The sequence below is a fragment of the Pseudonocardia aurantiaca genome (assembly GCF_039526725.1).
Classification (GTDB): domain Bacteria; phylum Actinomycetota; class Actinomycetes; order Mycobacteriales; family Pseudonocardiaceae; genus Pseudonocardia; species Pseudonocardia aurantiaca.
Map to the genome: position 1 here is coordinate 187,360 of NZ_BAAAJG010000026.1, position 18,457 is coordinate 205,816.

The window sequence follows — 18,457 nt, forward strand, 5'->3', positions numbered from 1 at the left end:
CGTCAGATGGGGGGATGTTCGCCCCTGATGCGGCGCACTGCCAGCAGGCCCGCTCGGATCGTCGCCAGGCCCACGGTCGTCGCCGGACCGGCGCCTGGCAGCTGCGGGATGCCATACATCTGCTTGGCCCAGCCCGGGAGCAGCCCGACCGCCACCGCGGCGACCGCCGACCAGACCGGCCGGGCCGGCGTCAGCAGCTCGACGCGCAGCGGTAGCGGGGCCAGCGCGAGGCGCCGTGCCGCCCGGATGGCGACGGGGCTCGCCACCAGCTCCGGCCGGACCGCGGCGAAGTAGGCATCCACCTCGGCACGGCTTGCCGGGAGGTCGGTGGCACCGAGTAGGCCACCTGCCGTGACCTGCTCGGCCAGGAACCGGTCCTCCTCGGCGGCGTCGATCAGCCAGAGCCGCCGTACGCCCGCCACCAAGGAGCTGACCTCGGTGACGTGCACCCAGCGGAGCAGATCGGGGTCGTCGGCGGCGTAGTGGCGGCCGGTGACCGGGTCGATGCCGTGCACCCGCCGGTGGATCGCGCGGACCCGGGCGGCCGCGCGATCGGCGCTTGCGGTGTCGGCGAACGCGATCGTGGTGACGTACCCGGCCGTGCGCTGCAGGCGCGGCCAGAAGTCGTCGGGGAACGAGGAGTGCTGGTCGACGCCTGCCATCGCGCGCGGATGCAGAGCTTGGAGGAACAGGGCGCTGATCCCGCCGATGAGGGCGGCGGGGTCGCCGACGACCTTGCGGGTCGCGCTGCCGCGGGGGAAGTAGCCCTCGGTGGTCACCCTTCGAGGGTGAGACCCCGGCCCCGTGGCTGCCACTCGATCACCCGCTCGGCCGCAGGGCGACGACCTCGGAACCGCGTTGCTCCAGCAGCACGTCGCCGACGGTGGCGAGCCGGACCGGGCCGGGCGGACGCTCGAGTGGGATCGTCCGGAGCGGGGTGGCGGTGGCGGCGTCGAGCACGACGAGCCCCGCGGGCACGGGCACGAGCAGGCCGCCGCCATAGGTCACGGCGGGCCCGAGCGCGCTCGGCAGCGTCCAGAGCGGGGCAAGGTTCGTGGCGTCGAGGGCGATGGTCTGGCTGCCGGTCCACCAGTACACGCGATCGCCGTCAGTGGTGACGGCGGAGAAGCCACCTGGCGGGTCGGCCAGGTCCGCGGCGGGCACGTCGAGGGGGACGGTGCCGAGCTGCTGGCCGCCCCGGTCGAACAGCAGCAGCCGCGGTGGGCCGGGGAGCGCGACGGCGGCCCGGTCGGCGGAGACCGCGACCAGCACTGCGCCGGAGCCGGGGAGAGCCGAGGAGAACTGCACTTCCGGCTGGTTGGCCCCGTCCTTCCCGTCGGTGGCGAGCAGCGTGAGCCGGTCGGTGGGCTCGCCGGGGCAGCGCTCGATCACACCGAGCCGGTCCGAGCCGACCGCCATGGAGCCGTAGACACAGCCGGAACGCGGCTGGCGGCCCGGCTCCGCCGGCGTGGGCACGGCGCCGTACTCGAGTGTCTTGACGAGGTCGCTGCGCAGCACCTCGAGGTAGTCCCGGCCCGTGGTGACCAGGGACGATGAGCCGACGAGCAGCCGCGCCCCCGCCGGGGCGTCCGGGTTGCCCGCTGCGGCCCTGGCGCCGGTGTCCGGGCGCAGGGCCGTGAGCTCGCTGCAGTAGCCGGCCGGGCCTTCGTACAGGGCCATCACGCGGCCGAGTCCGCCGTCCGCTTGCGGGAAGGCCGCAGCGGTATCGCACAGCGGCAGGTCGCGCGTGTAGCTCCAGACCTCCGCCCCGGTGCTGGCGTCGCGGCCGGAGACGCGTGAGCCGTCGGCGGTGACCACGGCAGGTCCGGCCACAACCGGCGCGGTGGTGGCGTTGCTGGGCGCGCGCCAGACCTCGGTGAACCCGGCCGGGACGCCCGCCGCGGGCGGCGGCGGCGCGATCGGGGCGGCTGCGGGCACCGAGTCGGTGGCGACCTCAGGGCTGGTGCGCCAGAGGATCAGCGCGGCGCCGAGCGCGAGCACCGCGAGCACGGCGGCGGCGACGACGTCGCCGCGCCGCCTGCGCTCGGGAGGAAGCTGCGCTGACCGCTCCCGTGGCGGCCGCGCCGACCGCTCACGGGTGTCGGATGGCACGTGCTGCGTCAGCTGGCGGCGGCGTCCGGAGCCTGCTGCTCGCCGCCCTCGTCAGGACCCGCGCCGGCGCGACGGCGTGCGCCACCCCGGCGACGGCGCCTGCGCGGGCGCTCGCCTTCGGGCCGCTGACCTGCGTCGGGGCCGGTCTGCGGAGCGACCGGAGCGACCTCGGAGGCCGCGTCGGAGACGTCGGCGGCCGTGGAGCCATCGGACTCCACCGCCTCGCCGAGCGCCACCCCGCTGCGGCTGCGTGTGCGAGCGCGGGACCGGGGCGGGCGCGGCGCCTCGACCTGATCCTCCTCGCGGCGGCCACGGCCGGTGGGCTTGCTGCGGCCCGTGCGGCGCTTGCCGCCGTGATCGCCCTCGGTGTCGACGTACTCGGCGTCGAGGCCGGCCCGCGTGCGCATGGAGCGGGGCAGCCGCCCGGTGGCGCTGGTGGGGATGCTCAGGTCCGAGTACAGGTGGTCGGACGTGGAGTAGGTCTCGCCCGGATCGGGCATGTCGAGCCCGAGCTCGTCGCTGACCATCTTCCAGCGCGGGATCTCGTCCCAGTCCACCAGCGTGACCGCCACGCCCTCCTTGCCGGCGCGGCCGGTGCGGCCGATCCGGTGGACGTAGGTCTTGGAGTCCTCGGGGCACTGGTAGTTGACGACGTGGGTGACGTCGGAGACGTCGATGCCGCGGGCTGCGACGTCGGTGGCGACCAGCACGTCGACCTTGCCGGAGCGGAACGCGCGCAGCGCCTGCTCGCGGGCGCCCTGACCAAGGTCGCCGTGCACGGCGGCGGCCGCGAAGCCGCGCTCCACCAGGTCGTCGGCAACGCGCTGGACCGTGCGCTTGGTGCGGGCGAAGATCATCGTGAGCCCGCGCTCGTCGGCCTGCAGCACGCGGGTGAGGAGCTCGACCTTGTCCATCGCGTGCGCCCGGTAGACCAGCTGCCGGGTGCGCTCGTGGACCGAGCCCTGGTCGGACTCCTCGGCCCGGATGTGCGTGGGCTGGGTCAGGAACGTGCGGGACAGCTGGATGATCGGGCCGGGCATCGTGGCCGAGAACAGCATCGTGTGGCGCTTCTCGGGCAGCATGCGCATGATCCGCTCGACGTCGGGCAGGAAGCCCAGGTCGAGCATCTCGTCGGCCTCGTCGAGCACGAGGGCCTGGACGCGGCCGAGCACCAGGTGGCGCTGCTCGGCGAGGTCGAGCAGGCGGCCGGGGGTGCCGACGACCACGTCGACGCCCTTGCGCAGCGCGGCGAGCTGCGGCTCGTACGCGCGCCCGCCGTAGATGGCGGTGACGCGGATGCCGAGGTGCTTGCCGGCGTCGGCGATGTCCTTGGCGACCTGCACACACAGCTCGCGGGTGGGCACCACGACGAGCGCCTGCGGGACGTCCTTGGTGCGGTCGGCTGCCTCGCCATCGGCGTTGGCGGCGGGCTGCTCGGCGGGCGGGACCACGCGCTGGAGCAGCGGGACGCCGAATCCGAGCGTCTTGCCCATGCCGGTGCGGGCCTGGCCGATGACGTCCTCACCGGCGAGGGCCAGCGGGAGCGTCAGCTCCTGGATGGCGAACGTGCGCACGATGCCGGCCTCAGCCAGCGCCTTCACGATCTCGGGGCGGACACCCAGCTCGGCGAACGTGGGGGACTCGGGCCGGACGGGGGCACCGGCCTGAAGGGGATGGGCCTCGACCACCTCGTCGGTGGTCTCGGTGGTCTCGGGGTTCTTGATGGACGTGTCGTTGTCGACGGACAGCTTGATCGCCTCTCTCCGCGCACAGGAGCCGGGGTCGGCTCGTGCGACCACCGGTGCGGAGCGCTCAGGCGGGAGAGCCGACGAGGCGCTGCACGCACCAGGTCATTGCGACTCCGGGCGATCCCGTTCGGGACCACAGCCGGGGGGCCGCAGGGAGCGCGCGCCCGTTGGTGGGCGCCGCGCTTGCTCGACATCGTACCCGGTCACGCTCTGCGGGGGCAGCCCTGTCGGGGGACGGCATAGGTGACGTGGGCCGCCCGCACGGTCTAGATCCCCTCTAGGCTCCCGGTCATGGGAACAGCGCAGGCGGCGAACGAGGCCGGAGCGGGTCGGGCGACCGTCGACCTGCTGGGAGTCCTCGCTTACGGGGAGCTGTCCGCGTTCGACCGCCTGGCCGAGGACGCCAGGCACGCCCCCACGCTCAGCGGCCGTGCCGCGCTCTCGTCGATGGCGGCGGCCGAGATCGGCCACTTCCGGATGTTGGAGGAGCACCTGCTCGGGCTCGGCGTCCCCGTCGAGGAGGCCATGCACCCGTTCGTGGCGCAGTGGGACGCCTACCACGTGTCCACCGCCCCACGCAGCTGGCTCGAGTCGCTCGTCAAGGCCTACCTCGGGGACGGGCTCGCCGCGGACTTCTACCGCGAGATCGCCGGCTGGCTGCCCGGCCCGACGGGCGACCTGGTGCAGCAGGTGCTCGCCGACACGGGCCACAGCGCGTTCGCCGAGCGCGAGGTCAAGGCGGCGTGCGCGAGCAGCAGGCAGGTGCACGACCGGCTCGCGCTCTGGGGCCGTCGGCTGCTGGGTGAGGCCGTCACGCAGGCCCAGCAGATCGTGGCCGAGCGCGACGAGCTCGCCGAGTTCATCGTGTCCGGGTCCGGCGACCTGAGCGGCATCGCCGCGCTGCTCAAGCGGCTGCAGTCCAACCACGGCAAGCGGATGGCCCGGCTGGGGCTCACCTGAGTCGTCCGCCCAGTCGTCCGCCCAGTCGTCCGCCCAGTCGTCCGCCCAGTCGTCCCGATCGTCTGCCTGTCCGCGATTTCGCCATGGGCGCAGCGCCCACAGCAGCCACGGTGGCTCCGCTCGACTAGCCTTGGCGTCACGTTCGAGCACTTCGGACGCCAGTTCGACGACGTGACCAGGAGGTCAACCGGTGGAGGTCAAGATCGGCATCGCGGAGAGCGCGCGCGAGCTCGTGGTGTCCAGCGACCAGACGCCGGACGAGGTCCAGGCGCTGGTCGACGACGCGCTCAAGGGCGACGGGCTGCTCCGCCTCGTCGACGACAAGGGCCGGCGCTACCTGGTCCGCGCTGCACAGATCGCGTACGTGGAGATCGCTCCGGCCACGGCAAGCCGCGTCGGCTTCGCGATCGGCTGACCAGCGCCACGCATCCAGTAGCCACCGTGCACTCGTCCTGACGCGTGCACGGTGGCTGTTCGGCCCCGGCGGCCTGTCCGGCGCTCGTGGCTGTCCGGCGTTGGGCGTCAGGTCGCCACGTGCAGCTTCCGCAGCACGCCTGGCACCGCCATCTGCCGCTGCGTCCGGGGTCGTGGGCTCGGGCTCGGTGAGTGGTCAGCCACGGTCCACCTCCACGATCGGAGGAGCGAACCGGAACGACCCTGGTGCGTCGGCCATGGCCAGCACGCCGGACATCCCGCCCCAGATCAGGGTGCTCAGGTAGTCGGTGAGCGCCTCGCGGCTCATCGTCCGGCGTTCGAGCCACCAGTCGCCCGCGCTCTGCACCATCCCCACGAGGCCCTGCGCCCATGCCTCGGCGCCGCCGGAGTCGAGCCCGGCCGAGCGCAGCCGCTCGCCGATGATCACGGCCAGCTTCCTGGCGATCTGCTCGCGGGCGTCGTCGACGACCTCGGCGCCGGGCGCGCGTTCGATGGGGTGGTGCACGACGAAGCGCCACAGATGCGGCTCGTCCTCGATGCGGGCGAGGAACGCGTCGATCACGCCCCGGATCAGCTGGAGCGGCTCGCGGCGCGGGTCCATCTCCGGCGCCATCCGCTCCATCAGCATCTGCGCTGCGCGCTGTCCGACGGCGCGTTGCAGGTCGGCCCGGTCGGTGAAGTGGCGGTAGAGCACGGGCTTGGTGATGCCGGCCATCGCTGCGATCTCCGCGACCGAGACGCCCGGTCCGTGCGTGCGCACCGCTTCGATAGCCGCCTGCACCATCTCGGCCCGGCGTTCCGTGCGGCGCTGGCTGTGGCCATGCTGGGTCTGGCTGCCCTGGGTCTGGCTGCCCTGGGTCTGGCTGCCCTGGGTCTGGCTGCCCTGGGTCTGGCTGCGCCGGCGGTCGGCCGGGGGGCCTGGCTTGACAGCTGGCTCGTCGCGAGGCACGGTACCAGTGGTAACAGTTACCGGCGGTAACAGCAACCTCGGAGGCTGGACGATGACGACAGGGGCCGTGCCCGGTACCGCTGCCGGGAGCCGCGTGCTCATCACCGGAGCGGCAGGAGGGTTCGGAGCGCCCACCGTCGCCCGCCTCCTGGAGCAGGGCGCCCGGGTCATCGGACTAGACCGCAGCGTTCCCGAGGGCGCGGCGGGTGAGCACGTCCTGGCCTGCGACATCACCGACGACGCCGCGGTCATCGGCGCCGTCGAGGCGGCCGTCGAGCGGCTGGGCGGCCTCGATGCCGTCGTCCACTACGCGGGCATCGGCATCCCGAACGATGCGGGCGGCCCGCTCGCCCCCGACGCGCTGCGCGTCATCGACGTCAACCTGCTCGGCGCGTGGCGGGTCACCGCGGCGGCGCTGCCGGCGCTGCTCGCGAGCCGGCGGGAGCGCGGCGGGCAGCGCGGGAGGCTCGTCTTCGTCTCCAGCGAGCTGGCCTACCTGACGCTGCCGTTCGTCTCGGCCTACAGCGTGGCCAAGCGCGGAATGACCGCCTACGCCGACGCCCTACGTCTCGAATACGGCACGGACCTGCACGTGAGCACCGTCTACCCCGGCTATGTCCGCACGCCCATCCACGATGCCGGCCGTGAGATGGGGCTGGCGCTGGAGGGTCAGGTTCGGCGTGAGGAGGTCGAGGACATCGTCGGCACCGTGCTGCGCACCCTCACCGCCGCGCGTCCGCCGCGCGACACCGCGGGCACCCGCGCAGGCTCGCTCGAGCTGTGGGTCGGACGGCACCTGCCCGGCCTGGTCGGAGCCGCCGTCGCCCGCCGCATCCGCCGCCAGGCCGCGTCCGGGCATTTCGACGGCTCGCCGCTCGCCGCCGGGCTCGTCGACCGCCTGGCCTCACCCACCCCGTCGGCTGCCCTCCCCCGTCCAGGCCGCACCGCCACCGGGCGGAGCACCCGGTGAACGTCAAGAGCCTGAACGACCGGGAGGCGACGGCGGAGCGGCTGTTGCGCTCGTCGCTGGACCACTCCTACGAGCCGAGCATCGACATCGACTGGCAGGCCCCGCTCGCGGCGGACGGCTGGGGCATCCCCGCCCACCGCGTGTCGCTCTTCGGCACGGAGCTCTGGGAGGGCCTCACCGACGAGCAGCGGCGCACGCTGTCGGTGCACGAGCTGTGCAGCATCGCCCGCATCGGCCTGTGGTTCGAGATGATCCTCATGCAGATGCTGCTGCGCTACGCCTACGACCGCGACCCGCGACGCCGGCACGTGCAGTACGCGCTCACGGAGATCGCCGACGAGTGCCGGCACTCGATCATGTTCGCGAAGATGACCGAGCGGTTCGGCGTGCCGGACTACGCGCCCCGGCGCGGCACCCACGAGCTGGGGCGGCTGTTCAAGACCATCGCGTACGGCCCGGCCATGTTCGCGGGCACGCTGTTCGTCGAGGAGATCCTCGACCAGATCCAGCGCGAGGCGATGTGCGACGACTCCGTGCACCCGCTCATCCGCATGGTCAACAAGATCCACGTGACAGAGGAGGCCCGGCACGTCCGCTACGCCCGCGAGGAGCTCATGCGGATCATGCCGAAGGCGAACGCGGCGGAGCGCTCGCTCGCCCGCTACCTGTCGTCGCGGGTGGCGTTCGTGGTGGCGCGCAACCTGATCCACCGCGACGTCTACATGGCCGTGGGCATCGACCCGGCGGCCGGGCACAAGGCGGCGGTGGCGAACCCGCACCACCAGGAAACGCTGCGCTGGTCGGCGCGCAAGCTGGTGCCGTTCCTGCGGGAGCAGGGCATCATCGGCGGACCCACCGAGGCCCTCTGGCGGAAGGCGCACCTGATCTGATGAGCGCGGTCCGTTCCGTGCCGGCTGCCGACGGCGTACCCCTGCACGTCGAGATCGACGGCCCGGCCGACGCCCCCGTGACCGTCGTCCTCGCGCACGGCTGGACGCTCGATCGGCGCACGTGGGGTCCGGTCGCGCGGGCGCTGGCGTCCGGGCCCGTCCCGGTGCGAGTGGTGCGCCACGACCACCGTGGCCACGGCCGGTCCGCCGCCGTCGACCCGTCGACGATGACGATCGACCAACTCGCCGACGACCTCGCGGAGGTGCTCGCCGCCACCGCACCCGACGGGCCGCTCGTGCTCGGCGGCCACTCGATGGGTGGGATGACGCTGATGGCACTGGCCGAGCGGCACCCCGCGCTGGTGCAGCGGGCGGCCGGGATCGCCCTGGTGGCCACCGCGTGTGGCGGGCTCGCGGAGAATCCGTTCGGGCTGGTGCCCCGGCAGGCCGCGGTGATGCGCCGGGTGGAGCAGCGCGTCTATGGGACGCGGCGGTGGGCGAGCCGGTCGTCGCTGGGCAGCCCGCGGCTGCTGGCCCCCGGGATGCGCTGGCTGCTGCTCGGGCCGCGGGCGGGTGTCGAGGCGCGGCGCATCACCACGGAGACGGTGGCCGCGTGCCGCCCGCTCACCGTGAGCGGCTTCCGCCCCACCCTGGAAGCGCACGAGCGCCATGCGGCCCTCGCGGCGTTCGCCGGGATCCCGACGGTGGTGCTCGTCGGCGACCGCGACCGCCTCACTCCCGTGAAGGCGAGTCGGCGCATCGCCGACGCACTCCCGTCGGCAGGCTTCACGATCTTCCCCGAGGCGGGGCACATGCTGCCGCTCGAACGGGTCTCCGGGGTGGCGGACCGGATCGCCGCACTCGCGCGACCGGCGGTCGGGGCACCCCGCTGACGTCGGGTTCCGCGGTCAGGGCGGGGATAGCAGATCCAGCGTCGCCCCGATGTCGAGCAGGCGGTCGTGGTGCTTGCGGGCGTGGTGGACACAGAACTGGTGGTCGGTGACATGGCCGGCTCCTTCCGGTCGGTGGTGCATGTACAGGTGAGACCCCCGTCATGCCCGCAAGTCATGGGTGCTGGGCGGGTTCGCTGTGGGCGAAAGGTTCGCCGGTCGCGAAGAAAGGCGCGTCCGAGCGGCCCGCGCCGATAGCGTTCGGGAAATCCCAGCGCCTTTCCGGAAAGGTTTCCCGATGCAGGTCCCCGTGGCGCGGTCGCGCTATGTGCTGCCGTCGTTCGTGGAGCGGACGAGCTACGGCATGCAGGAGTCGAACCCCTACAACAAGCTGTTCGAGAACCGGATCGTCTTCCTCGGCACGGAGATCGACGACGCGGCGGCCAACGACGTCATGGCCCAGCTGATGGTCCTCGAGTCGGCCGAACCCGACCGGCCGATCGCGATGTACATCAACTCGCCCGGCGGTTCGCTCACAGCGATGACCGCCATCTACGACACAATGTGCTACATCCGCCCTGCGGTGCACACCTTCTGCCTCGGGCAGGCCGCGTCGGCCGCCGCCGTGCTGCTCGCCGCGGGCGCCCGCGGCCACCGATCGGTCGTGCCGAACTCCCGGGTGCTCGTCCACCAGCCCAGTACCGGGCTGCTCCAGGGCCAGGCCTCCGACCTGGAGATCTACGCGGCCGAGGTGACGCGGATGCGCAGCCAGCTCGAAGCCCTGCTCGCAGAGCACACCGGCCAACCGCTCGACCGCGTCCACAACGACATCGAGCGCGATCTCGTCCTCACCGCCGATGAGGCCGTCGCCTACGGGATCGCCGACTCCGTCGTCCCCAGCCGCAAGCTCGCCTGATCCGAAGGGAACCCGAATGACATCGCCCAACGGCGTCGCCACCCTCGACGACTCGGTCCACAACCGGCTGCTCGCCGAACGCATCATCGTGCTCGGTAAGGAGGTGGACGACCCGGTGGCCATGAAAATCGTGGCTCAGCTGCTGCTCCTCGCCGCCGAGGAACCGGACAAGGACATCACGCTGTACATCAACTCACCGGGCGGATCGGTGAGCGCCGGATTTGCGATCTACGACACGATGAACGCGATCGAGCCGGACGTCTCGACCGTGGCCACGGGCATGGCGGCGTCGATGGGGCAGTTCCTGCTCACCGCGGGCGCGCCCGGCAAGCGGTACGCCCTCCCGCACGCCGCGGTGATGATGCACCAGCCCTCGGGCGGAGTGGGTGGCTCCGAGTCCGACATCGTGATCCGCGCGGACATGCTCGCGAAGCTCAAGCGGCAGATCGCCGAACTGACGGCCGCGCACGCAGGGCAGCCCGTCGAGCGGATCGAGGCCGACTTCGACCGCGACCGGTGGTTCACCCCGCACGAGGCCGCCGACTACGGCCTCATCGACCGCGTGCTCATCCGCTAGAAGCGGTCCTGAACAAACTCTGACCGTAGCGAGCGGCCGCAGTAGGGCCGAGTTGTTCAGGGCGCTCCCAGCTACCCCTAGTCGTGCACGAGCGGGAAGCCCGCGAGCCCGCGCCAGGCGAAGCCTGACATCAGGGCGACGGCCTCCTCGCGCGGGATCGCGCGGTCGGAGTCGAGCCAGTACTGCGCGGCGATCTGACTCAGCCCCACCAGTCCGACCGCCAGCATCCGCGCGCGGGGGGCGTCGAGGCCTGCGTCGGCGGTGACGACGTCGGCGACGGTGTCGATGCAGCGGGTCAGCGCCCCGTCCACGACGGCCGCGGCCTCCGGCTCACTGCGCAGATCGGACTCGAAGACGAGCCGGAAGGCCTGCCCCTCTCCGGCGACGAAGTCGAAGTACGCGGCGACAGCGGCCTCCACACGCAGCTGGTTGTCGTTGGTGCTGGTGATCGCCCGCTCGACGCGGCCGACCAGCTCGTCGGCGTAGGTGGTGAGCAGCGCGTGGTACAGGTCGAGCTTCCCCGGAAAGTGCTGGTAGAGCACCGGCTTGCTCACGCCTGCGCGTTCGGCGATGTCGTCCATCGCCGCGGCGTGATAACCATGCGCCGCGAAGACGTCCCGCGCCGCGAGGAGCAGCTGGGCCCGTCTCGCGTCCCGGGACAGCCGGGTGCCGCGGTGTGGCGGTGCCGACGCCTCGGTCATGCGCTGCCCTCCGTCCATGCGACCCCCGATCGGGTGCGGAGGGAACACCTTACCCGCCGGTAGTCCGGAATCGGTGGATGCGGAGACCGTTGGCCAGAACACCCGCCGATCCGGTCACCACCACAGCCGCCGCGAGCGTCGGATCCATGACGCCTGTGGCCGCGAACGGCAGAGCGGCCACCGAGGTCGCGACCGCGAGCACCGCATTCGTGCGGATCACGGACGCGGTACGCCGCGCGAGCCGGAGAGCGTCCATGGCGGACAGCGGGTCGTTGCGGTCCATCGGGAGGTCGTCGCCGAGCACGGCGACGAACCGGCCCTCGCTACGCAGCCGTTCCAGCGTGCCGGTGACGATTTCGTCCGGCCGGATGCCGACCAGTCCGGCCGCGGCGAGCGCGGTGCCCGAGCGGTCGCCGGGCAGGAGCATCGGGGTGAGTCCGAGCGACCGGAGTTCGCGCACCGCGCCGGCGGCCGTCGGCCGTGCCGTCGCGCCGATCACGAGCACCGCCCGCGCCACTCCGTCCCACGCGACGGCGACCGCCGTTCGCCCGGTGGCCTCGGCGTTCGCCCGTGCCGCCTCGAGGTCGGCCGGGAGCGCGATGCCGTGCTCGGCGAGCAGTTCCGTGCGGCCGGCGAGCACGGCGTGCGCGACGACGACGGCCTCCGCCGCACCGCGGCGCACGACCTCCGCGACGATGCCACGCCAGCCGAGGTCGGCCACCTCGTCGAACTCGGCCACGCCGGGCAGTGGCCCGGTGGCCACTGCGGCCGCGGTCTCGATCGCCCGGCCGATCGGGTGGTCGGCCGCCCGTCCGATCGCCCCGGCGAGCCGCAGTGCGTCCGCCCCGCCGATGCCGCGGGTGGCGTGCACCGCGTGCACCCGCAGCGCGCCCGGGTCGACGGCGGTGGCTTCGGTGAGCACCACCGTGTCCACCCGCGCGGCCCGTTCCGTCGACGCCGGCGCTGCCGCGGCGAACGCGCACGGGCAGGCGGCCACCAGCACGGCGACAGCCGCGGTGCACGCCTCCTGCATCGTTCCGCCGGAGCCGAGCCAGAAGCCGAGCGTCGCCACTGCGGTGGCGATCCCGGCCACCGCGACGGGGATTGCGATCCGGTGCGGGCCTGCGCCCGCCTGCGCCGCGGCCAGTCGTGCGGTCAGCCCGAACACCGTCATGGCCGACGCCACCTCCGGGTAGACCGGGAGGTAGCCGAGCAGCAGCGCGGCAAGCGAATAGCCCAGGGCGCCGAGCACCGCCACGGCGACGAGTACGTCCGTGGCGTTCCAGTCCTGCGGCGCCGCCGGGGGGATGTGGACCGGCCGGCAGCCCCAGCCGGCCACCACACATGCGAGGACGAGCGCAGCCCACGGCCAGTGCGGGAAGTGCAGCGCCGGAACGGCCGACAGCACGATCACAGGCGCCGTGAGTCCGGTCGCGACGAGGAGCCGCCTGCGGGCCGGCCGGGCCGAGCCGGGTTCCCCTGCCACGACCGCCGCCACCGGCGCCGTGGTCACCGCTGCCGTGGTCACCGGCCTGCTCCGACGGTGAACTCGGTCGTGCGCACGACACCTCCGTGCTGGAAGTCGAAGAACAGCCGGTAGCCGCCGGGCGTCGGCACCTCGGCGGTGAACGCGACGCCTGGCCCGGAGCGGTCGGCGGGACCCGGCGGCGCAGCGTCGGGGTGCACGTGGAGGTAGGCGAGATCGCTCTGACGTAGCACGACGAGATGGCCGAACGCCCCCAGGTAGGGCTCCAGGTCGGTGACCGCGGCGCCGTTCAGGCTGACCGTGGCGAACACCTGCGACGGGCCGCCCGGGACGAGCTCCCCGTCGAGGCGCACCTGGTAGCCGTCCACCTCGGCCACTCGCGACGGCGGGAAGGCGATCGGGGCGAAGTCGCCCGGTGCGAAGAGGTCCACCCCGAGGACGAGCGGGGGGCCGCCCGTCGGCACGAAGTCGGCGTAGGCGCGGTAGACGCCGGCCGCCGGAAGCGTCAACGGCACTCGCCAGACGCCGTCGGGGCCGAGTGCGGGGTGCAGGTGCTGGAAGCCCGCGGCGTCCCGGCGCACGACCACGAGGTGCAGCAGGCGCTCGTGGTCCACGTCGAACGCGGTGACGGGTTGCCCGTCCGAGCCGCTGACGGTGAACGCGAGCTCGGCGGGCGTACCCGGGAGGAAGGTCGTGGTGCCCTGCGGGACGAGCGTGTAGCCCGCCGCCGAGGCCAGGACTCCCGCCGAGTCGACGGTGGCGCTGCTCTCGATGTGGCCGCCCGGGTGGCCGTGCCCGGCGCCGGCCGCGACCGTGTCCGCCGGCAGGGTCCCGGGCTCGCCGGTCGCCGCTCCGACCCACCACGCGACCCCGAAGAGCAGCGCGAGCACCGCCAGGTAGCCCGACAGCCGCGCCGCCGTGCCCATCCGCCGACCCCCTCCCGTCACCGGTACAACGGCCGTATGCCGTTCCGATGACGGATGCATAGCGAACGTACTCGGGGCCGCGGGGTGGCCTGCTCGGGCTCGTTCGGGTAATTCTCAACTCGTGTCCTCCGCCGTGGTGTCCCTCGTTCGCCCGCTCGTCACCCGGGCGGCTCCGCCCGGAACGGTCGTCCGGGAGGCCCCGCTCGCCGACGCCGCCACGCTGCCCGTCCTCGACCCGCACCGGAAGCCGTGGCCAGGTGCCGAGGTGACCTCCGGCGGTGTGACGCTGCACGTACGCCAGACACCGTTTACCCACCCCGCCGGCTCCGCCGGCTGCCGTCCCCCGTGCGGACCCGACGACGTCCAGGCCGTCTACGTCCACGGGCTCTCGGGTTCGGCCACGAACTGGACGGACCTCGCGGCGCTGCTGTCCACACGCGCCGCGGGCACCGCGGTCGACCTTCCGGGTTTCGGGCTCTCGCGCCCGCTCGCGTCCCAGGACTACACGCCTGCCGGGCACGCCGACGCCCTGCTCTGCTTCCTCGCCGGCCGGGGCCGTCCGGTGCACCTGCTGGGCAACTCGCTGGGCGGCGCGATCGCGCTGACCGTCGCTGCCCGGCGGCCCGAGCTGGTGCGCACGCTCACCCTGGTCTCACCGGCCATGCCGGACCTGCGGCCCGACCCCCGACGCGTCTCGGACTTCAGGATGCTGCTCTCGCTGCTACCGCTGGTCGGCAGGCGGGCCAGGGCGGAGCTGGCCGCCATGAGCGCCCGCACCCGCGCCGAGCAGGTCGTGAAGCTGTGCTTCGGCGACCCGAGCCTCGCGCCGGAGCACCGGATGGCCGAGGCCACGGCCGAGTACGAGGCCAGGGCGGCGCAGGGGTGGGCCCGCGAGGCGGCCGAGCGCACCGGCAAGGCGATGGTTGCGGGCTGGCTGCGCGGGGAGTCGCTGTGGTCGGTGGCCGCGCGGGTACGGACGCCCACGCTGGTGCTGTGGGGCGACCGGGACAAGCTCGTCGCGCCGCGGCTGGCCCGACGGACCGTGGCCGCGCTGCCGAACGCCCGGCTGCTGATGCTCCCTCGTGTGGGCCACGTCGCACAGATCGAGGCCCCCGACGCCGTCGCACGTGCTGTTGCAGGTCTGTGGGACGCGGTGGCCTCAGGGAGCTGGGAAGATCCGGCATGAGGAACGCGTTCCTTGAAGTGAGCCATACGCCGATATGAGGAGCTGGATGATGGCCCTACCGCCGCTCGTGGAGCCGGCCGCCGAGCTGACGAAGGAAGAGGTCGAGCGCTACAGCCGCCACCTCATCATCCCGGACGTCGGCATGGCGGGGCAGAAGCGGCTGAAGAACGCCAAGGTGCTGGTGGTCGGCGCAGGCGGACTCGGCAGCCCGGCGCTGCTGTACCTGGCTGCCGCGGGCGTCGGGACGCTCGGCATCGTCGAGTTCGACGAGGTCGACTCGTCCAACCTGCAGCGCCAGATCATCCACGGCCAGTCGGACGTGGGGCGGCCGAAGGCGGAGTCGGCGCGCGACTCGATCAAGGAGGCGAACCCGTTCGTCGAGGTGCGGCTGCACCAGACGCGGCTCGACTCGTCGAACGTGCTCGACATCTTCCGCGACTACGACCTGATCCTCGACGGCACCGACAACTTCGCCACCCGCTACCTGGTGAACGACGCCGCCGTGCTGCTGGGCAAGCCGTACGTGTGGGGCTCGATCTTCCGCTTCGAGGGCCAGGCCTCCGTGTTCTGGGAGGACGCCCCGAACGGCAAGGGCCTCAACTACCGCGACCTCTACCCCGAGCCGCCGCCGCCCGGGATGGTGCCGTCGTGCGCCGAGGGTGGCGTGCTGGGCGTGCTGTGCGCGTCGATCGGCTCGATCATGGTGAACGAGGCCATCAAGCTGATCACCGGCATCGGAGAGCCGCTGCTGGGCAGGCTGATGGTCTACGACGCCCTGGAGATGAGCTACCGGACCGTCCGGATCCGCAAGGACCCGAGCACGCCGAAGATCACCGAGCTGATCGACTACGACGCGTTCTGCGGTGTGGTGTCCGAGGACGCGCAGCACGCGGCCGCGGGCAACACGATCACGGCCATGGAACTCAAGGAGATGATGGACGCGGGCAAGGAGTTCGCGCTCATCGACGTCCGCGAGCAGAACGAGTACGAGATCGTCAACATCCCCGGCGCCGTGCTCATCCCGAAGGACCGCATCCTGTCCGGCGAGGCGCTCGCCGAGATCCCGCAGGACAAGCCGGTGGTGCTGCACTGCAAGTCGGGTGCCCGCTCCGCGGAGGCGCTGGCCGCGCTGCAGAAGGCGGGTTTCAAGGACGCCGTGCACGTCGGCGGTGGGGTGCTGGGCTGGATCAAGCAGGTCGACCCCTCCCTGCCGGTCTACTGACGCCGGTCGACTGACACCACTCGCGGCCGGCGGGCCAGGGAGCTCCCCTAGCCCGCCGGCCGCTGCGTGGTGCCGATCCGCGGGAACGGGCGCGTCGAGAACACCACCTCGACCGCCACCTCGAAGTACTCCGCGATGCGTAGCGCAAGGTGCAGGCTGGGGCTGTACTCACCGCGTTCCAGGTAGCCAATCGTCTGGTAGTGCACCCCGAGCGCGTCGGCCAGCTCCCGGCGGGAGATCCCCCGCTCGGCGCGCAGCATCGCAATCCGGTTGTGGATGGTCTCGCTCATCGCAACCATCCTCAGATGCGCTGCAGCGCCTGCTGACGGCGGGCCTCCACCGTCGAGCCGGACTCCCGCCGGGCCATCCGCCGCAGCAGTACCGGTCCGAAGGCCAGCCCGATCACCCCCCACGCGGCGAGCACCCCGACACCTGTCAACGTGCGCCACGAGCCGCCGATCTCCATCGCGGCCGCCTCCGCCGGGAGGAACACCGAGCGCATGCCGACGCCCAGCCAGTACAGCGGCAACATCTGCACGAGGACCTGCACCCAGCCCCAGAGGGCCTGCAGCGGGAAGAACAACCCCGAGATGATCGACAGGCCCATCGTGCCGAAGAAACCGAGTCCGCCGACGGTGCGTGGGCTCTTCACGAGCGAGCCGATGAGGATGCCCAGCGGCAGGCACGCGAGCAGCCCCAGCAGTAGGTACCCAACGAGGCCGAGCCACAGCACCGGGCTTCCGACCGGCACGCCCGGCACGATGAACATGCCCGGCAGCAGCACCATCAGCATCGACGCCACGGTGTCGAGAACGGCCACCGCTGACAGCCCCACGACGTAGGACGTCATGCCGCGCGGGAGCGCCTTCGCCCGCAGCAGGGTGCCGTCCTCGCGCTCGCTGGTGAGGTAGTACGCCGTTCCCGTCACGGAGAAGGTGATCCCGAGCGCGAGGATGCCGGGCAGCAGCCCGACCCCGAAGGAGATGTCGGTGCCGGGCAGCGTTGTATCCCGGTAGAGCACGAGCGCCCCGAGCGGGATCAGGTTCCAGATGAGGTTCTGGGTGATGCCCTCGCGGCTGGCGATCATGCTGCGGAAAGCGATCCAGCCCCGGGTCAGCCCGAGCCGCAGGGGGGATAGGCGGGACAGCGGTCCGGCCGGGACGCGTGGGCTCGCACTCATCGATGGGCCTCCTCTGCGACGGCGGCGACGGGCGCGCTCTCGCGCCGGCGCACGATCTCCATGTAGGTCTCCTCGAGCGAGGTACGGCGCACCTCGAGGTCGCGCACCTCCTCGCCGGGCTCGTTGAGCAGGCGGCGGACGGAGCTCGTGGCGTCCTCGGTGGCGTGCACGAAGCGCTCGCCGGCACGGCTCCACCGCACCTCCGTGCGGCCCGCGACCTGACGGGCGAGCTGGTCCGCGCTGCCGTCGGCCACGATCCGCCCGTCCGCGAGGATCAGGATCCGGTCGGCGACTTTCTCGGCCTCGGCCAGGTCGTGGGTGGTGAGCAGGATCGTGGTGCCGTCGACGTCGGCCAGCCGGTGCACGAGCTCGTGGAACTCGCGGCGGGCCTGCGGGTCGAACCCGGCCGTCGGCTCGTCGAGGAACAGCAGCTGCGGGCGCCCGACGATGCCGACGGCGACGTCGAGCCTGCGCCGCTGGCCGCCGGACAGCGAACCGGCGCGCTGGCCTGAGTGCTCGGTGAGCCGGACGAGCGCCAGCAGCTCGTCGACGTCGAACGGCCGCGGCCGGCCGGGACGCGCGAACGGCTCGTAGTAGCGGCCGAAGTGCGCGAGCAGCTCACGCACGCGCCAGTTGGCGTGGTCGCGCCATGACTGCAGGACGACGCCGATCTCGGCGCGCCACCGTTCGTCGGCCCGCGCCGGGTCGGCCCCCAGCACCTCGACGCGGCCGGCGGACGGCAGTCGGAACCCCTCGAGGATCTCGACAGTGGTGCTCTTGCCCGCGCCGTTCGGTCCGAGCAGCGCGAGCACCTCGCCGGGCCGCACCGTGAAGTCGAGCCCCCGCAGGACGTCCGTGGTGCCGTAGCGCATCTGCAGGCCGGCGACGCGGATCACGGCGTCGTCGGCCGAGGCTGCCGTCGACGCGTGACCCGGCTCCGGTTCTTCGAGCGTGGTCATGACCTTCCCCCCATCTGTACCGCAGATACGAGAAAATGTAGCATACCTACTACATCGATCACGGAGAGCACGTGCGCCTGCACTTACTGACGTCATCGACGTTCGTGCGAACTTTCACGAGCTGTCGACAAGTCGGGCAGATTTCTGCGCAGTGTCACTCTGACCTGCGGCTATCTCTCCAATTGGAGGGGTGACAACTTCTGGCCACATCCCGTAGCGTTCCGATCCCGAAAAGATCAACACGAAATCCGGCGGCGCCGGGGCGTTGAGATGCGTGCGAGCGCGGGCAAGGGGGCCTGACCGATTGCCGCCGGGTTCGAGCGCGCCGTCAGCCGGCGATGGGGGTCGCA

General features: G+C 72.5%; 20 protein-coding genes. 9 read left to right on the forward strand and 11 right to left on the reverse strand.

Translation table 11 applies throughout. The annotated features are described in order from the left end of the window. Positions 1-2 precede the first annotated feature (2 nt). The 3 genes from ABD143_RS31980 to ABD143_RS31990 are packed head-to-tail and all read right to left on the reverse strand — an operon-like array spanning position 3 to position 3,911. Positions 3-779 carry an oxygenase MpaB family protein gene (locus ABD143_RS31980; protein ID WP_343985399.1) on the reverse strand — a complete coding sequence of 259 codons (777 nt, stop codon included), beginning with the start codon at positions 777-779 and terminating at the stop codon, positions 3-5. A 40-nt stretch (positions 780-819) separates the two neighbouring features. Beyond that, complete coding sequence (locus ABD143_RS31985; protein ID WP_343985401.1) at positions 820-2,112, reverse strand: Rv3212 family protein; 1,293 nt, start codon at positions 2,110-2,112, stop codon at positions 820-822. Positions 2,113-2,120: 8 nt separating this feature from the next. Further along, on the reverse strand, positions 2,121-3,911 hold the full coding sequence (locus tag ABD143_RS31990; RefSeq protein WP_379659961.1) for a DEAD/DEAH box helicase: 1,791 nt from the start codon (positions 3,909-3,911) through the stop codon (positions 2,121-2,123). Positions 3,912-4,151: 240 nt separating this feature from the next. Between ABD143_RS31990 and ABD143_RS31995 the strand changes: the two genes are divergently transcribed. Together ABD143_RS31995 and ABD143_RS32000 are read left to right on the forward strand one after the other, a co-directional pair. After that, on the forward strand, positions 4,152-4,820 hold the full coding sequence (locus ABD143_RS31995) for a ferritin-like fold-containing protein (RefSeq protein WP_343985403.1): 669 nt from the start codon (positions 4,152-4,154) through the stop codon (positions 4,818-4,820). A gap of 190 nt (positions 4,821-5,010) precedes the next feature. Beyond that, positions 5,011-5,235 carry a DUF3107 domain-containing protein gene (locus ABD143_RS32000; protein WP_343985405.1) on the forward strand — a complete coding sequence of 75 codons (225 nt, stop codon included), beginning with the start codon at positions 5,011-5,013 and terminating at the stop codon, positions 5,233-5,235. 195 nt (positions 5,236-5,430) lie between these two features. Here ABD143_RS32000 and ABD143_RS32005 read toward each other — a convergent pair whose 3' ends face one another. Further along, entirely contained in the window at positions 5,431-6,204 is a 774-nt protein-coding gene (locus tag ABD143_RS32005) for a TetR/AcrR family transcriptional regulator (protein WP_343985407.1), read from the reverse strand. Between the two features lie 52 nt (positions 6,205-6,256). On the opposite strand from ABD143_RS32005, the gene ABD143_RS32010 reads away from it, so the two are divergent. From ABD143_RS32010 to ABD143_RS32020, 3 genes are read left to right on the forward strand one after another with little or no spacing between them, the layout of a single operon-like run. Next, positions 6,257-7,174, forward strand: coding sequence for an SDR family NAD(P)-dependent oxidoreductase (locus tag ABD143_RS32010; protein ID WP_343985409.1), 918 nt, complete (start codon positions 6,257-6,259; stop codon positions 7,172-7,174). Beyond that, on the forward strand, positions 7,171-8,064 hold the full coding sequence (locus tag ABD143_RS32015) for an AurF N-oxygenase family protein (protein ID WP_343985411.1): 894 nt from the start codon (positions 7,171-7,173) through the stop codon (positions 8,062-8,064). The genes ABD143_RS32010 and ABD143_RS32015 overlap by 4 nt, the downstream gene beginning before the upstream one ends. Next, complete coding sequence (locus tag ABD143_RS32020; RefSeq protein WP_343985413.1) at positions 8,064-8,957, forward strand: alpha/beta fold hydrolase; 894 nt, start codon at positions 8,064-8,066, stop codon at positions 8,955-8,957. The genes ABD143_RS32015 and ABD143_RS32020 overlap by 1 nt, the downstream gene beginning before the upstream one ends. Before the next feature lie 15 nt (positions 8,958-8,972). On the opposite strand, the gene ABD143_RS32025 is transcribed toward ABD143_RS32020, so the two are convergent. Next, positions 8,973-9,098, reverse strand: a complete 126-nt coding sequence (locus ABD143_RS32025; protein ID WP_343985415.1) for a hypothetical protein — start codon at positions 9,096-9,098, stop codon at positions 8,973-8,975. Between the two features lie 154 nt (positions 9,099-9,252). On the opposite strand from ABD143_RS32025, the gene ABD143_RS32030 reads away from it, so the two are divergent. After that, a complete protein-coding gene (locus ABD143_RS32030) occupies positions 9,253-9,870 on the forward strand; it encodes an ATP-dependent Clp protease proteolytic subunit (protein WP_343985417.1) in 618 nt (205 codons plus the stop codon). Positions 9,871-9,886: 16 nt separating this feature from the next. After that, positions 9,887-10,447 carry an ATP-dependent Clp protease proteolytic subunit gene (locus ABD143_RS32035; RefSeq protein WP_343985419.1) on the forward strand — a complete coding sequence of 187 codons (561 nt, stop codon included), beginning with the start codon at positions 9,887-9,889 and terminating at the stop codon, positions 10,445-10,447. A gap of 77 nt (positions 10,448-10,524) precedes the next feature. Here the strand turns inward: ABD143_RS32035 and ABD143_RS32040 are convergent, their stop codons facing one another. From ABD143_RS32040 to ABD143_RS32050, 3 genes are read right to left on the reverse strand one after another with little or no spacing between them, the layout of a single operon-like run. Continuing rightward, positions 10,525-11,148, reverse strand: a complete 624-nt coding sequence (locus tag ABD143_RS32040; RefSeq protein ID WP_343985421.1) for a TetR/AcrR family transcriptional regulator — start codon at positions 11,146-11,148, stop codon at positions 10,525-10,527. A 49-nt stretch (positions 11,149-11,197) separates the two neighbouring features. Then, positions 11,198-12,676, reverse strand: a complete 1,479-nt coding sequence (locus ABD143_RS32045; protein ID WP_343985423.1) for an HAD family hydrolase — start codon at positions 12,674-12,676, stop codon at positions 11,198-11,200. Beyond that, on the reverse strand, positions 12,673-13,560 hold the full coding sequence (locus ABD143_RS32050; protein ID WP_343985425.1) for a hypothetical protein: 888 nt from the start codon (positions 13,558-13,560) through the stop codon (positions 12,673-12,675). The genes ABD143_RS32045 and ABD143_RS32050 overlap by 4 nt, the downstream gene beginning before the upstream one ends. A 121-nt stretch (positions 13,561-13,681) precedes the next feature. Between ABD143_RS32050 and ABD143_RS32055 the strand changes: the two genes are divergently transcribed. Beyond that, positions 13,682-14,746: an alpha/beta fold hydrolase gene (locus ABD143_RS32055; RefSeq protein ID WP_343985427.1), complete on the forward strand. Its 1,065-nt coding sequence runs from the start codon at positions 13,682-13,684 to the stop codon at positions 14,744-14,746. Positions 14,747-14,792: 46 nt separating this feature from the next. Next, entirely contained in the window at positions 14,793-15,968 is a 1,176-nt protein-coding gene (moeZ, locus tag ABD143_RS32060) for an adenylyltransferase/sulfurtransferase MoeZ (RefSeq protein WP_343985429.1), read from the forward strand. A gap of 47 nt (positions 15,969-16,015) precedes the next feature. Here the strand turns inward: moeZ and ABD143_RS32065 are convergent, their stop codons facing one another. The 3 genes from ABD143_RS32065 to ABD143_RS32075 are packed head-to-tail and all read right to left on the reverse strand — an operon-like array spanning position 16,016 to position 18,020. Next, a complete protein-coding gene (locus ABD143_RS32065) occupies positions 16,016-16,258 on the reverse strand; it encodes a helix-turn-helix transcriptional regulator (RefSeq protein ID WP_343985431.1) in 243 nt (80 codons plus the stop codon). 11 nt (positions 16,259-16,269) lie between these two features. After that, positions 16,270-17,148, reverse strand: coding sequence for an ABC transporter permease (locus ABD143_RS32070; protein ID WP_343985433.1), 879 nt, complete (start codon positions 17,146-17,148; stop codon positions 16,270-16,272). After that, the gene (locus ABD143_RS32075; RefSeq protein ID WP_343985867.1) at positions 17,145-18,020 is read right to left on the reverse strand and encodes an ABC transporter ATP-binding protein; all 876 of its coding nucleotides are present in this window, start codon (positions 18,018-18,020) and stop codon (positions 17,145-17,147) included. Before ABD143_RS32075 ends, ABD143_RS32070 begins: the two co-directional genes overlap by 4 nt. Positions 18,021-18,457: the final 437 nt, after the last annotated feature.

What these genes read in the sequence shown, in the direction of transcription:
- ABD143_RS32065 (WP_343985431.1), bottom strand. Translation starts at nt 16,258, where the DNA reads ATGAGCGAGACCATCCACAACCGGATTGCGATGCTGCGCGCCGAGCGG.
- ABD143_RS32025 (WP_343985415.1), bottom strand. Translation starts at nt 9,098, where the DNA reads ATGCACCACCGACCGGAAGGAGCCGGCCATGTCACCGACCACCAGTTC.
- ABD143_RS31995 (WP_343985403.1), top strand. Translation starts at nt 4,152, where the DNA reads ATGGGAACAGCGCAGGCGGCGAACGAGGCCGGAGCGGGTCGGGCGACC.
- ABD143_RS32040 (WP_343985421.1), bottom strand. Translation starts at nt 11,148, where the DNA reads ATGACCGAGGCGTCGGCACCGCCACACCGCGGCACCCGGCTGTCCCGG.
- moeZ (WP_343985429.1), top strand. Translation starts at nt 14,793, where the DNA reads ATGATGGCCCTACCGCCGCTCGTGGAGCCGGCCGCCGAGCTGACGAAG.
- ABD143_RS32010 (WP_343985409.1), top strand. Translation starts at nt 6,257, where the DNA reads ATGACGACAGGGGCCGTGCCCGGTACCGCTGCCGGGAGCCGCGTGCTC.
- ABD143_RS32035 (WP_343985419.1), top strand. Translation starts at nt 9,887, where the DNA reads ATGACATCGCCCAACGGCGTCGCCACCCTCGACGACTCGGTCCACAAC.
- ABD143_RS32050 (WP_343985425.1), bottom strand. Translation starts at nt 13,560, where the DNA reads ATGGGCACGGCGGCGCGGCTGTCGGGCTACCTGGCGGTGCTCGCGCTG.
- ABD143_RS32020 (WP_343985413.1), top strand. Translation starts at nt 8,064, where the DNA reads ATGAGCGCGGTCCGTTCCGTGCCGGCTGCCGACGGCGTACCCCTGCAC.
- ABD143_RS32030 (WP_343985417.1), top strand. Translation starts at nt 9,253, where the DNA reads ATGCAGGTCCCCGTGGCGCGGTCGCGCTATGTGCTGCCGTCGTTCGTG.
- ABD143_RS32075 (WP_343985867.1), bottom strand. Translation starts at nt 18,020, where the DNA reads ATGCGCTACGGCACCACGGACGTCCTGCGGGGGCTCGACTTCACGGTG.
- ABD143_RS32070 (WP_343985433.1), bottom strand. Translation starts at nt 17,148, where the DNA reads ATGAGTGCGAGCCCACGCGTCCCGGCCGGACCGCTGTCCCGCCTATCC.